Annotated in this window: 11 protein-coding genes; 4 read left to right on the top strand and 7 right to left on the bottom strand. The window is 58.2% G+C overall.

Features of this window, described 5'->3' with window-relative positions; translation table 11 throughout:
* Positions 1-88: 88 nt before the first annotated feature.
* A complete protein-coding gene (robA, locus tag M2433_RS14650; protein ID WP_025758049.1) occupies positions 89-958 on the top strand; it encodes an MDR efflux pump AcrAB transcriptional activator RobA in 870 nt (289 codons plus the stop codon).
* On the opposite strand, the gene gpmB is transcribed toward robA, so the two are convergent.
* Positions 955-1,602, bottom strand: a complete 648-nt coding sequence (gene gpmB / locus M2433_RS14645; protein WP_008502057.1) for a 2,3-diphosphoglycerate-dependent phosphoglycerate mutase GpmB — start codon at positions 1,600-1,602, stop codon at positions 955-957. The genes robA and gpmB overlap by 4 nt on opposite strands.
* A gap of 49 nt (positions 1,603-1,651) precedes the next feature.
* On the opposite strand from gpmB, the gene yjjX reads away from it, so the two are divergent.
* Positions 1,652-2,167 (top strand): inosine/xanthosine triphosphatase, encoded by a 516-nt coding sequence (gene yjjX / locus M2433_RS14640; protein WP_429055016.1) that lies wholly within the window; start codon positions 1,652-1,654, stop codon positions 2,165-2,167.
* 27 nt (positions 2,168-2,194) lie between these two features.
* Here yjjX and trpR read toward each other — a convergent pair whose 3' ends face one another.
* Both trpR and sltY read right to left on the bottom strand, forming a co-directional pair.
* Positions 2,195-2,524, bottom strand: coding sequence for a trp operon repressor (gene trpR / locus M2433_RS14635; protein ID WP_047346298.1), 330 nt, complete (start codon positions 2,522-2,524; stop codon positions 2,195-2,197).
* 55 nt (positions 2,525-2,579) lie between these two features.
* On the bottom strand, positions 2,580-4,517 hold the full coding sequence (gene sltY / locus M2433_RS14630; protein ID WP_429055014.1) for a murein transglycosylase: 1,938 nt from the start codon (positions 4,515-4,517) through the stop codon (positions 2,580-2,582).
* A 227-nt stretch (positions 4,518-4,744) separates the two neighbouring features.
* On the opposite strand from sltY, the gene ettA reads away from it, so the two are divergent.
* Positions 4,745-6,412: an energy-dependent translational throttle protein EttA gene (gene ettA / locus M2433_RS14625; RefSeq protein WP_032649883.1), complete on the top strand. Its 1,668-nt coding sequence runs from the start codon at positions 4,745-4,747 to the stop codon at positions 6,410-6,412.
* 414 nt (positions 6,413-6,826) lie between these two features.
* Here ettA and M2433_RS14620 read toward each other — a convergent pair whose 3' ends face one another.
* Positions 6,827-7,726 (bottom strand): LysR family transcriptional regulator, encoded by a 900-nt coding sequence (locus M2433_RS14620; RefSeq protein ID WP_429055012.1) that lies wholly within the window; start codon positions 7,724-7,726, stop codon positions 6,827-6,829.
* Between the two features lie 108 nt (positions 7,727-7,834).
* Between M2433_RS14620 and M2433_RS14615 the strand changes: the two genes are divergently transcribed.
* Entirely contained in the window at positions 7,835-8,836 is a 1,002-nt protein-coding gene (locus tag M2433_RS14615) for a zinc-binding alcohol dehydrogenase family protein (RefSeq protein WP_429055011.1), read from the top strand.
* Positions 8,837-8,938: 102 nt separating this feature from the next.
* Here the strand turns inward: M2433_RS14615 and nadR are convergent, their stop codons facing one another.
* The 3 genes from nadR to serB are packed head-to-tail and all read right to left on the bottom strand — an operon-like array spanning position 8,939 to position 12,572.
* Positions 8,939-10,171 (bottom strand): multifunctional transcriptional regulator/nicotinamide-nucleotide adenylyltransferase/ribosylnicotinamide kinase NadR, encoded by a 1,233-nt coding sequence (gene nadR, locus M2433_RS14610; protein WP_015572616.1) that lies wholly within the window; start codon positions 10,169-10,171, stop codon positions 8,939-8,941.
* A 35-nt stretch (positions 10,172-10,206) separates the two neighbouring features.
* Positions 10,207-11,592: a DNA repair protein RadA gene (radA, locus tag M2433_RS14605; protein ID WP_014068810.1), complete on the bottom strand. Its 1,386-nt coding sequence runs from the start codon at positions 11,590-11,592 to the stop codon at positions 10,207-10,209.
* Positions 11,593-11,603: 11 nt separating this feature from the next.
* Positions 11,604-12,572 carry a phosphoserine phosphatase gene (serB, locus tag M2433_RS14600; RefSeq protein WP_025757501.1) on the bottom strand — a complete coding sequence of 323 codons (969 nt, stop codon included), beginning with the start codon at positions 12,570-12,572 and terminating at the stop codon, positions 11,604-11,606.
* Positions 12,573-12,649 lie beyond the last annotated feature (77 nt).

The following is a 12,649-nucleotide window of genomic DNA, read 5'->3' as shown; positions in this document are numbered from 1 at the left end:
AAAAACACTGAATGCTAAAACATCAAAAAATGCTATTATCCGCTAACCTGTTATCAGGCACCTGCTGTTTTAAGGATGAGGATAGTATATGGATCAGGCTGGAATTATTCGCGACCTGCTCACCTGGCTGGAAGGTCATCTCGACCAGCCTTTGTCACTGGATAATGTGGCGGCTAAAGCAGGCTATTCCAAGTGGCATCTGCAAAGGATGTTCAAGGATGTCACCGGTCATGCTATCGGGGCCTATATTCGCGCACGTCGTCTGTCAAAGTCTGCTGTGGCATTGCGCCTGACCGCACGCCCGATTCTGGATATTGCCCTGCAATACCGTTTCGATTCGCAGCAAACCTTCACCCGCGCCTTTAAGAAACAGTTCTCGTTGACGCCAGCGCTTTATCGTCGCTCGCCTGACTGGAGCTCGTTTGGCATGCGTCCGCCGCTGCGTCTGGGCGAGTTCGCGATGCCGAAATACGAAATTGTCACGCTGCCTGAAACCCATCTGATCGGTACAACGCAGAGTTACTCGTGCTCCCTGGAGCAGATTTCTGAGTTCCGTCATCAGATGCGCGTCCAGTTCTGGCGCGACTTCCTGAGCCACGCGCCGGCGATCCCGCCGATTCTGTATGGTCTCAACGAAACGCACCCGAGCCAGGAAAAAGACGACGAGCAGGAGGTGTTCTATACCACCGCGCTGACGCCGGATATGGCCAATGGCTACATTCAGGGGTCAAAGCCTGTTGTGCTGGAAGGCGGTGAGTACGTGATGTTCGCGTATGAAGGGCTGGGAACGGGGGTTCAGGAGTTCATCCTGACCGTTTACGGGACATGCATGCCAATGCTGAATCTGAATCGCCGTAAAGGTCAGGACATTGAGCGCTACTACCCGGCGCAGGATGCTAAACCGGAAGAAGGCCCAATCAATCTGCGTATGGAATTTTTGATTCCGATACGTCGTTAACGCTGCAGTTCATCAAGCGCAGGGGCATCGAGATGCGAAATGTCCCCTGCCATCTCCACTACCCAGCCCGACGCCAGCCACGCGCTCTCCTGATAATCAATCCGGGAAATGGAGCAGTTGCGCAGACGCAAACGGCGCTCAGCATACGCCGGTAACCCCAGAATGGTGCTCACCAGGCAACCCAACGCAATCCCGTGACTCACCAGCAGCGGACGGCTTCCTGCCGGAAGCTTCAGGCACTCGGCCAGTGCAGCATGCATGCGCACGCTGAGCTCCTGCATGGATTCTCCCTCAGGGATACGGCCATCTTCGGTACCGTTCACCAGCGTGCGACGCCAGCCCTCTTCCGTTTCCGTCAGCGTATCGATATGGCGTTTTTCCAGCACGCCCATATCCAGCTCGCGCAGGCGCGGCTCAAGCATGACGTCACAGCCGCAGGCGTCTGCGATGATGCGCGCCGTCTGCTGTGTGCGACCTAAGTCGCTGGTGATGACGTGGGTAATGCCCAGCGTTCTGGCACGCTCTGCCACCTGCCACGCTTGCTGCACGCCCTTCTCAGTGAGGGGACTGTCTGACTGGCCTTGAATACGTCGCTCGGCGTTCCACTGCGTTTCACCGTGGCGAACAAGGTATACCTGTAACATGCTTTTTTTCCGTTATACTGCGATGAGTTTTTTTGAATCGAGCTTAATTATGCACCATGTTGTCTCTGCTACCACTAATCCTGCCAAAATTCAGGCAATTCTAAGGGCATTTGAAGAGATCTTCGGCGCAGGATCCTGCCATATTGAGGCCATCGGCGTCGAGAGTGGCGTCCCTGAACAGCCGTTTGGCAGCGAGGAAACGCGCGCTGGCGCACGAAATCGCGTGGCGAATGCGAAGGCTGCGGCACCGGATGCTGACTTTTGGGTGGCCATTGAAGCAGGTATCGACGAAGGCGCAACCTTCAGCTGGGTGGTCATCGAAAGCCGCGAACAGCGCGGTGAAGCGCGTTCGGCCACCCTGCCGCTGCCGGCGATCATTCTGGAAAAAGTCCGTGCGGGTGAAGCGCTCGGGCCGGTGATGTCGCAGTACACCGGCATTGATGAGATTGGCCGTAAAGAAGGGGCCATTGGGGTCTTCACCGCAGGCGCGCTGACGCGTTCAGGCGTGTATCACCAGGCAGTAATTCTGGCGTTAAGCCCGTTTCATAACGCGATTTATCGTTGAATATGTAGGCCGGATCAGGCGAAGCCGTCATCCGGCGTTTTTCAGCAATACCGCTTCCAGCCACTGGCGCAGCTCAACGGGTGCCGACTTCAGGCTGTTCGATCCGCGGGTAATCGTCGCGATGCCCGCGCCGAGCTCATTTTTCAGCTCGCGCTGGCTCATCTCGCCGCGCAGCAGCTCTTCAATGATCCGCACGCGCGTGCCCAGCGCCTCGCGCTCGTCCGGCGTGAGCATCAGCTGCATCAGGGGTAAATGCAAATCCTGATCGTACGACTGGCGAAGCAACTCCACAAAACGAAGCCACTCCTGATGACGTTGTTCGGCCATTGCCGAGGAATACGGGGAATGCTGGGTCATGTTATGCTGCCTCTTGTACTCATTAGCGAGTACAGCATAACACAACCCACGCCGATCAGTAACGTCTCTGCCACTCGGCATCGCTCATCAGGGTATCTTTCTGTCCCATGAAGTAGCGATAGTACGCATCATACGCCAGCACGTTTTTCACGTATCCGCGCGTTTCCGAGAACGGAATGCTCTCGACAAACGCCACGGCGTCGATGCGCCCGGCGCTGTTGCCGAGCCAGGTGCGCACGCGCCCAGGGCCCGCGTTATACGCCGCCGAAGAGAAGATGCGGTTATTGCCGAACTGCTGATACACGTACTGGAGATAGCTAGTACCGATGTTGATGTTGGTATCCGGATCCAGGAGCTGTGACGGGCTGCTGTACCCAGGAATATTAAACATCTTCACCGTGTGCGTCGCCGTGCCCGGCATGATCTGCATCAGACCGCTGGCGCCCACCGGGGAACGGACTTTAGGGTTCCACGCGCTCTCCTGACGGGCAATCGCCATCGCGTAACTTTGCGGGATATCTTTGCCGCTGGTGTAGCGATCGAAAAGATCTTTATACGCCAGCGGGAAACGCTCTTCGAGATGATCCCACAGCTTGCCGGCGATCGTCGCCTGCACGCTCAGATTCCACCAGTGATTATCAAACGCATAGCGGGCAAGCTGGGCTTTCTCGTCGGTGGTGCGGCTGGTCACCAGGTTCGCCCATTCGCTGCGCGCGGTGTTGTCCATGTTCCAGTACATCAGCTCGCGCACGCGCGCCATTTCTGGCCCCTGCGTCAGCGCCGGGTTCGCGTTAGCGGGTGCTTTATCAATGCGGAAGGTGTACTCCTCGCCCAAACGCTGTGCGGCCACCATCGGGTAGAACCCGCGCTGCTGCATCAGCGCATGGAGGATTTCTTTGGCTTCATCATCACGACCGCGCTCCAGCAGCAGGTCGGCCTGCCAGTAGCGCCATTCATCTTTCTCTTTGGCATCCATCGGCAGACGCGCAAGCCAGGTATTCAGCCCACGACGATCGCCCGTGCCCAGCGCCATTCGCACGCGGCGCTCGACAAGCGAGGTGGAGTTTGAACGCATGATCGCGTCGTCACGCCAGCGCGCCTGTTCGTCGGTCACATCGGTGCCCATCAGTCGCCACGCCACGATGTCGCGCAGCTCCTGGGTTTGCTCCTCGTTAAGCTGCTGCGCCTGCACCAGCTGCGGGATCATCAGCCGCGCGTTTTCCACATCGTCACGCGCCACGCTGGCAAAAGCCACCGCCGCCATCTGGCGGGTAAAATCGGTCGCCCCCGTAGTGCGGGCAAAGGTCAGGACGCTGTTCGGATCGTTTGCCAGGGCAATAACGGCCGTAGAGATAGTCTGGTAATCGGACGGCATTTGCCCCGCCAGGGTGGTCACCAGCCGCGTGTTGCCAGCTTTCATCGCCAGACGGATGCGCTCAAGGTAGGCCAGCGGGTCCTGCTTGCCGGAAGCACGCCATGCACCAAACAGGGAATCACAGGCGTTTGGCTGGCTTTTGCCGGTAAGCCAGAGCTCTTTCGCCCCGGCCCAGGCCTCTTCCTGCTGCCCGGTCGCCCATTTCGCATAGTAATAATTACACTGGGCTTCGGTGGCGTTCGGCTTTTCAGGGCTAAACGCCAGCAGTCCTCGCCAGTCTTCGCGACGCGCCAGCTCGTTAACGAAACGAGACTTGAGGTTCCGCGCCGGCGGCAGGGTCGGGTTCGCCTGAATGAAATTATTCACGGTGACGGTCGGTTGGTTCATGAGATCGTCCGTGATCTGGCGATACTCCAGATACGGATACAGCGGATAATCCTTTAGCGTCGGCATCAGCGCCTGCACGGTATCCATCTGCTTGTTGTCCCACGCCTGTTTAATCTGGGCGTAGCGGTTACGTTGTTCATCCAGTGAATCGGCATGCACCGCCTGGCTTACCGCCATTACGCATACGCTGGCAGCCAGCAGACGCCAGACCACCCGTTTGGCTTTTTCCACAAGCTCTTCCTCATTGTTTTTTCGTCAATTGCAGCGTCTTGCCACGTCAAAGTCTAATCAACTTATGCTAACCAGGCATCCTGCAACGCGCCACGTTATGGACACTTTTTTACCTTTCCTGCGCGTTTTAACACTCCCGGCGTTCCTGACTGGGATTAGGGCATGAAAAAGGCTACACTTCGAGGCTGAAATTCCTTCTCATTACGATAAAAGAGGCGAAGTCCAACGTGGCTCAATTCGTTTATACCATGCATCGTGTCGGCAAAGTGGTCCCGCCGAAACGTCATATTCTTAAAAATATCTCGCTGAGCTTCTTCCCGGGCGCAAAAATTGGTGTTCTGGGTCTCAACGGTGCCGGTAAGTCCACCCTGCTGCGCATCATGGCGGGCATCGATACAGACATCGAAGGTGAAGCCCGTCCGCAGCCTGGCATCAAAATCGGCTACCTGCCGCAGGAACCTCAGCTGAACCCGGAACACACCGTGCGTGAGTCCGTAGAAGAAGCCGTTTCCGAAGTGGTTAACGCCCTGAAAGGTCTGGATGAAGTGTATGCCAAATACGCCGAGCCGGATGCGGACTTTGACAAGCTGGCCGCTCAGCAGGGCAAATATGAAGAGATTATCCAGGCGCACGACGGTCACAACCTGAACGTGCAGCTGGAGCGCGCGGCGGATGCCCTGCGTCTGCCGGACTGGGATGCGAAAATCGCCAATCTTTCCGGTGGTGAACGCCGCCGCGTGGCGCTGTGCCGCCTGCTGCTGGAAAAACCAGACATGCTGCTTCTCGACGAACCCACTAACCACCTGGATGCGGAATCCGTGGCGTGGCTGGAACGCTTCCTGCACGACTTCGAAGGCACCGTTGTGGCGATTACCCACGACCGTTACTTCCTCGACAACGTCGCGGGCTGGATCCTGGAGCTGGACCGCGGTGAAGGCATTCCGTGGGAAGGCAACTACTCCTCCTGGCTGGAGCAGAAAGATCAGCGTCTGGCGCAGGAAGCTTCTCAGGAAGCGGCGCGTCGTAAGTCTATCGAGAAAGAGCTGGAGTGGGTGCGTCAGGGCGCGAAAGGCCGTCAGTCCAAGGGCAAAGCCCGTCTGGCACGCTTTGAAGAGCTTAACAATACCGAATACCAGAAACGTAACGAAACCAACGAACTGTTTATTCCACCTGGAGCACGTCTGGGGGATAAAGTGGTTGAAGTCAGCAATCTGCGTAAGTCTTACGGCGACCGCCTGCTGATTGACGACCTGACCTTCTCCGTACCGAAAGGCGCTATCGTCGGGATCATCGGTCCGAACGGCGCGGGTAAATCAACCCTGTTCCGCATGATGTCCGGTCAGGAACAGCCTGACAGCGGTTCTATCACCCTGGGTGAAACCGTGAAGCTGGCGTCCGTTGACCAGTTCCGTGACGCGATGGATAACAGCAAAACCGTATGGGAAGAAGTCTCCGGCGGTCTGGATATCATGCGTATCGGCAACACCGAGATGCCAAGCCGCGCCTATGTTGGTCGCTTTAACTTCAAAGGCACCGACCAGGGCAAACGCGTGGGCGAGCTGTCCGGCGGCGAGCGCGGTCGTCTGCACCTGGCGAAGCTGCTGCAGGTGGGCGGTAACGTGCTGCTGCTCGATGAACCAACCAACGACCTGGACATCGAAACCCTGCGCGCGCTGGAAAACGCCCTGCTGGAGTTCCCGGGCTGCGCGATGGTTATCTCGCACGACCGCTGGTTCCTTGACCGTATCGCGACCCACATTCTGGACTACCAGGATGAAGGTAAAGTCGAGTTCTTCGAAGGTAACTTCACCGAATACGAAGAGTACAAGAAACGCACGCTGGGCGCAGACGCGCTGGAGCCGAAGCGTATTAAGTACAAGCGTATTGCGAAATAACAGCAAAACGGCAACTTCGGTTGCCGTTTTTTTATGGTACGCCGAAGCGTTTCCGTAAGGCCGGGGCGAGGCGCAGGAATGCGCCGAGAGGGCGTGGCCTGCAGGGAGGCAGGCTCATGCCCGACCCGATAGCCTGAAGGAATAAGCTGAGGGCACCGCGAAGCGGCGATTTACCGCCGGGAGCCCGGGTCGCCAGGGTGGTGGCGATTGAGCCACCCTGGCACGTTCACCGGTCATGTCGTTACAGAGTAGCAAGGAACATGAAGTGAACGGAATAACCTCCACAGCCGTATGTTCCCCCTCACCCCAGCCCTCTCCCTCAAGGGAGAGGGGGTCGTCAGTGCAGACATTATTTTGTGGGGATCCCTCTCCCCGGGGCAGAGGGTCAGGGTGAGGGCATCAGGCCGCACATAATCACCCTGCCACGTAATACCGCTTCACCTCATCAAACTGCATCGCAAAGTCGATATAGCTCATTAGCGCGGGCGAGTTCAGCTTACGGCTCGGATAGGCCAGCCACAGGTCGTTTCCTTCGACGTTCCACTCCGGCAGCACCTGCACCAGCGCTCCTTTCTCGACCTTATCTTCCAGCAAAAAAGCCGGAAGCAGCGTGATCCCTGCACCGGCCATCGCGCACTCGCGGGCGTATACCAGGTTATCCGTCAGATGGGCGTTATCCGGCAGATAGCGATAATCCTCACTCTTACTTTGCAAAAGCCACTCGGACCAGGCTTTGTGGGTAATGCAGCGGTGCTCCACCAGTTGGCGAGGATGCGTCAGCGGCTCCCGACGCGCCAGGTATGCCGGCGAGGCCATCATATAGCGCGGGCAGTGGCCGATCATCCGGCCAATCAGAGAGGAGTCCTGCGGCTTACCGGTGCGCAGCGCCACGTCAAAGCCAGACTCGACCAGATCGAGCACGTCGTCAGAAATCGAAACATCGAGCGAAACGTCGGGATAGCGGAGCTGGAATTCGGCGTTCATATGCGCCAGCAGCGTGGCACCGATCCCCGCCGGACAGGTGATGCGAAGCCGCCCGCTCGGGTTTTCGCGCAGGCGCTGAATGGCGTACTCCGCCCGCTCGCTGGCCGCCAGCATCTCCCGGCAGTGCACGAGATAGTGCTCGCCCGCAAACGTCAGGTTCAGCCTGCGCGTGGTGCGGTTAAGCAGGCGAATGCCCACCTGCTGTTCAAGCTGGCTGATGCGCTGGCTCACGCTGGATTTCGGCAGTTCCGCTTTGTGTGCCGCTGCGGTAAAGCTGCCCATCTCCGCCACCAGCGCAAACAGCGCCATGTCCTGCAGCTGTTTAAACATGATTGTTCATCCTGTACGAACGCTGAGTTCTTGATTGTCCATCTTATCATGCAGCTGACCACTTAATAGACTAGCCTCAACAAAACGCATTCCATTGAGGAGCACACCATGTCAGTTAAAGCCATTGCCGTTAACCCAGAAAATCCCTCCACCTTCATTGAAATCACCCCGCCGATGGCGCAGCCCGGCGAGCACGATCTGCTGGTGGAGGTGAAAGCCGTCTCCGTTAACCCTGTAGACACCAAGGTGCATGCGGGCATTGCCAAAAACGGGCTGAAAGAGCCGCGCGTGCTCGGCTGGGATGCCAGCGGGATCGTCAAAGCCGTTGGGACGGGCGTCACCGGATTCAAGCCGGGAGATGAAGTGTGGTACGCGGGCGACATCACCCGTCCGGGCAGCAACACCACGCATCAGCTGATCGATGCGCGCATTGTCGGGCGCAAACCTGCCAGCCTCGACTGGGCGGCTGCCGCTGCACTGCCCTTGACCGCGCTCACCGCGTGGGAAGGTCTGTTTGAACGGCTGAACATTCAGGACGCCGGCGCGGACAAAACGCTGCTGATTATCGGCGGTGCGGGCGGGGTGGGATCGCTGGCGATCCCGTTTGCGAAGCACAACAGCAAGGTGAAAATCGTCGCAACCGCGTCACGTGAAGATTCCGCGCAGTGGTGCCGCGACCGCGGTGCAGACGTGGTGGTGAACTACCGCGATCTGAAAGGCGAGCTGGTGAAAGAGGGATTCACCTTTGTGGATTATATTTTCATCCTCAACGACACCGACGGGCACTGGGATGCGGTCAGCGACCTGATTGCGCCTCAGGGGCATATCTGTTCCATCGTCGAGAACGCGCATCCGCTGAACCAGGACAAGCTGAAGTCCAAATCCGCCGCCCTGCACTGGGAATTTATGTATACCCGCAGCATGTATCAGACCGCGGATATGGCGCGTCAGGGTGAGATCCTCAATGAGGTGGCGAAGCTGGTGGATAACGGCGTGGTGGAAAGCTCGCTGAGCGAAACGCTGCACGGGCTGAGCGTGGAAAGCATTACCGAGGCGCACCGTAAGGTGCTGGACGGGCATATGCGCGGGAAAGTGGTGGTTGAGTATTGAGCGGATTGTTTCCCCTCACCCCGGCCCTCTCCCCAAAGGGGCGAGGGGGTAATCGTTCCCTCTCCCCTTTGGGGAGAGGGTTAGGGTGAGGGGGGAAGTTTTTTACCCCTGCTCCCCCATCATCTCCTTCACCAGCTCGACGCAGCGCAGGAAACGGGAGTCGTAGTCCGACTCTTCCACATGCACAAACTCAACGTTGTTCTCATTGAGCATCTCCACCAGCATGGTCTGGAATTCCCGCCTGTCCACGGAGCTGCCGAGGCTGCGCATGCCGTCAGCGACCCACGGGGTGTTGTTCTCCAGCAGGATCACCAGGTCAAAGCGGTATTCGTCAATCAGCGCCTGCACGAACGGGTGCTCGCGTCCCTCGTACTTTTTACAGAACGCCTGCGTGGTCACGAAATCGGTATCGATAAACGCCACTTTGTTGGCGTATTTGACCGCAAAATCAATGTACTGGGCGTGCCCGAGTGCAATTTTATCGTAGTCGGAATACTGCAGCGCCATCTCATCGCCACCCAGATGGGAGAAGACATAATCGCGTCCGTACTCCCACGCGCTGGTGGTATTGAAGATATTCGCCAGCTTGTTGACCAGCGTTGATTTCCCGCTCGACTCGCCGCCCAGGATCGCGACGGTGCGCACAAAGAACGGCTTCACCTCGGTCGGGATGTAATCCCAGTAGCGGAACGGGTTTTCGCGGATCTGCGCCCCGCTGATGTTCATGAAGGTGCGCTTCGGATCGATAAGCACGGTTTCAATGCCCAGATGCTCACGGAACTGCGGCGCGTCGGACTCTTCAGAGGTGTAGATCCAGTTCGGCGCAATCCCCTTCTCTTCCATAAACGCTTTGATGCCGTTACTCCACACGTCCCAGCCGTGCGGATAGGGCTCCATACCTTCTTCGTTGAAGGCATGAATGCGAATATTTTTCTGATATTTGAAGGTCTGAAGCAGCCAGCGCAGACGATCAGGCACGGTCGGCTGCTGCGACATGGCGCTGTCCTCAAACAGCTGGCGATCGCGGGTTTCGTCGTACCCCATGATGATGTGCAGTTCATCCACCTGGCTACAGGCGCGCTGGATCAGATAGATATGCCCGGTATGCAGCGGGTAAAACTTGCCGAACACCACGCCGATGTTCTTTTGCATACGCGGGAATTCAAGCCCCAGAAAGCGATGCAGCGCTTCGAGCTTCTGCGCGCTGGGGCTTTTGATTTTGGCGTTCAGCAGCTGGCTCAGGTAGCCTTTGGTCATACCGCTGGCGTCCGCCACCTGCTGTAGCGTGCAGCCTTTCTGACGGATTGCGGTTTTGATGTAGTCAAATGATGACATAAATTACGGTGCCTCCTGCAAAATCGAATACGTAATTATAAGTCGTCAAAGACATTTAACGCATCTGCGAGTTTTTTCACGCCAAATACCTGCATCCCTTCCGGGATCTTTTTCGGCACGTTAGCGGCCGGAACGATAGCCCGACGGAAACCGTGTTTTGCCGCCTCGGAGATACGCTCCTGCCCGCTGGGCACCGGACGGATTTCCCCGGCCAGTCCCACTTCGCCGAAGACGACCAGATCCTGCGGCAGCGGTCTGTCGCGCAGGCTGGAGACCATTGCCAGCAGCAGCGCCAGGTCAGCGCTGGTCTCGGTGACTTTAACGCCGCCCACCACGTTAACGAAGACGTCCTGATCCGCCATCTGCAGCCCGCCGTGACGGTGCAGCACCGCCAGCAGGATCGCCAGACGGTTCTGTTCCAGACCGACCGCCACGCGCCGCGGGTTGCCCATCATCGACACGTCCACCAGCGCCTGAATTTCAACGAGCAGCGGGCGCGTCCCTTCCCACAGCACCATCACCGAGCTGCCGGAAGTGATCTCATCTCCACGGCTCAGGAAGATGGCCGACGGGTTGCTGACTTCACGCAGACCCTGCTCGGTCATGGCAAACACGCCCAGTTCGTTCACCGCCCCAAAGCGGTTTTTATGGCTGCGCAGGGTGCGGAAACGAGAGTCCGCGTCGCCGTCGAGCATGACGGAGCAGTCGATACAGTGTTCGAGCACTTTCGGCCCCGCCAGCGAGCCGTCTTTGGTCACGTGGCCGACCATCACGATCGCCACGCCGCGCGTTTTGGCAAAGCGCGTGAGGTAGGCCGCCGTTTCACGCACCTGCGCCACGCTGCCCGGCGAGGACTGAATGTCCGCCATGTGCATCACCTGGATGGAGTCGATCACCATCAGCTTCGGCTGCTCTTCTTCGGCGATCATGCAGATCTGCTCGATACTGGTTTCCGACAGCATGTTCAGGTTGCCGGTCGGCAGGCCCAGACGGTGCGCGCGCATCGCCACCTGCTGCAGAGACTCTTCGCCCGTGACGTACAGGGTTTTCATCTGTTCAGCGAGCTTGCAGAGCGTTTGCAGCAGCAGGGTCGATTTACCCGCGCCGGGGTTACCGCCGATAAGAATCGCGCTGCCCGGCACCACGCCGCCGCCGAGCACGCGGTCAAACTCTTTGAACCCGGTGGAGAAGCGCGGCAGCTCCTCCAGGCTGATGTCCGAGAGTTTTTGCACCTTCGCTACGCCCGCATTGCCGGCGTAACCGCTCAGGCGTTCGTTGCGGGCTACGCTCGGCGAAGCCGCCACACCACGCACTTCGGTGATGGTGTTCCAGGCATGACAGGCGCTGCATTGCCCCTGCCAGCGCGGATAATCCGCACCACATTCATTACAGACAAATGCGCGTTTTGGAGCTTTCGCCACGGTTTACCTCGTTATTTCTGATTAAGGCTGCCGGAGAGAATGCAGAACACCCCCATCAGGTCAGCGTGACGGATAGTCACTTCCGTCTTTTCATTCACTTTTGGTTTGGCATGGTAGGCAATGCCAAGCCCGGCCGCTTTGATCATCGGCAGGTCGTTCGCCCCGTCCCCGATGGCGACGGTCTGGACGACCGGAATTTCATATTTTTCCGCCAGACGGGTCAACGTATTGGCTTTGTACTGGGCATCCACAATATCGCCGATCACCTGGCCGGTCAGCTTGCCGTCCATGATCTCCAGCTCATTGGCCACCACGGTGGTCAGGTGCAGTTTTTCACGGAGGTAATCTGCGAAGAAGGTGAAGCCACCAGAGGCGATCGCCACTTTCCAGCCGAGGGACTGCAGCTTCAGCACCAGCTGCGTTAATCCGGGCATCAGCGGCAGCACGTCGCGTACCTGACGCAGAATATTGGCATCGGCCCCTTTCAGGGTCGCCACGCGCTGTCTCAGGCTGGCGGTAAAGTCCAGCTCGCCGCGCATCGCACGCTCGGTGACTTCCGCCACCAGCTCGCCGCTGCCCGCCAGTTTCGCAATCTCGTCGATACATTCGATCTGGATCGCCGTAGAGTCCATGTCCATGACCAGCAGACCCGGCGTTTTCAGGTGCGGAATTTTCCCCAGCGGCGCGACGTCCAGCCCGGCGTCATGCGCCAGACGCGTTGCGCGCTGCGTCAGGGAACCGGCCAGGCGAATGACCTGGTAGTCTTCCACGCACCAGGCGGCGACGATTACCATCGCGGCGCCCAGCTTGCTTTGATACTGGGTCAGGCGTTGCTTATCCAGACCGCGTCCGTAGAGGAGCCAGCCGCTACGACCGGCGTGGTAATCCAGAGGCATCACCTCATCGCCACTTAAAGAGAGCGGCAATCCTGGCCATAAAGAGACATCCGTTGGCAGGTCACACCAGGTAATGTTCGGCATTAAAGCTCCTGTAATTTCGTTCGCGCCGGAAGGTTGCAGAGGGAAAATAACGCATGAGGCTACCCTGTAACCATCAC

This window comes from Enterobacter sp. AC1, assembly GCF_050434705.1.
In the GTDB taxonomy this organism is placed as follows: domain Bacteria; phylum Pseudomonadota; class Gammaproteobacteria; order Enterobacterales; family Enterobacteriaceae; genus Enterobacter; species Enterobacter cloacae_L.
The sequence above is the reverse complement of the archived record's forward strand: the minus strand, read 5'-3'. Positions and strand labels throughout refer to the sequence as shown.

Coding starts and splice junctions, on each gene's coding strand:
- trpR (WP_047346298.1), bottom strand. CDS start 2,524: ATGACCCAGCATTCCCCGTATTCCTCGGCAATGGCCGAACAACGTCAT.
- M2433_RS14620 (WP_429055012.1), bottom strand. CDS start 7,726: ATGTTTAAACAGCTGCAGGACATGGCGCTGTTTGCGCTGGTGGCGGAG.
- yjjX (WP_429055016.1), top strand. CDS start 1,652: ATGCACCATGTTGTCTCTGCTACCACTAATCCTGCCAAAATTCAGGCA.
- nadR (WP_015572616.1), bottom strand. CDS start 10,171: ATGTCATCATTTGACTACATCAAAACCGCAATCCGTCAGAAAGGCTGC.
- robA (WP_025758049.1), top strand. CDS start 89: ATGGATCAGGCTGGAATTATTCGCGACCTGCTCACCTGGCTGGAAGGT.
- gpmB (WP_008502057.1), bottom strand. CDS start 1,602: ATGTTACAGGTATACCTTGTTCGCCACGGTGAAACGCAGTGGAACGCC.
- serB (WP_025757501.1), bottom strand. CDS start 12,572: ATGCCGAACATTACCTGGTGTGACCTGCCAACGGATGTCTCTTTATGG.
- M2433_RS14615 (WP_429055011.1), top strand. CDS start 7,835: ATGTCAGTTAAAGCCATTGCCGTTAACCCAGAAAATCCCTCCACCTTC.